This window comes from candidate division KSB1 bacterium (assembly GCA_034506335.1).
Classification (GTDB): Bacteria; Zhuqueibacterota; Zhuqueibacteria; order JANLFK01; family Oleimicrobiaceae; genus Oleimicrobium.
In genome coordinates, this window is sequence record JAPDPR010000047.1 from 1 (window position 1) to 343 (window position 343).

The window sequence follows — 343 nt, forward strand, 5'->3', positions numbered from 1 at the left end:
CTGGAGCAACTACTCTCTCTGGCGGGGCAACCGTTGTCATGAGGAGCGAGGACGGTAACTCGCAAGGTACAGGCCTGAGCTCGCTTGCCAAGGGATAACGTTCGCGACTTCGAAGAGGTCGTGCGTCACCGCGTGCCTTTAAACGTCCAGCAGCGACGCACGCCCCCTCCCGGCCAGCTCAGCATCCAAAAGGCTCCTATGATTCCCGACACGCGTCGGGCACGTGCAGGACCAACCGGCAACCGGCATCTGCGTCCTTCCCTGCTGCGCGGCGAACAATCCCAAGAGTTCCTAAGGTTGGCCGAGCCAGGCTGCCTCCAGGCGGATGACAGGTGTGCCAATG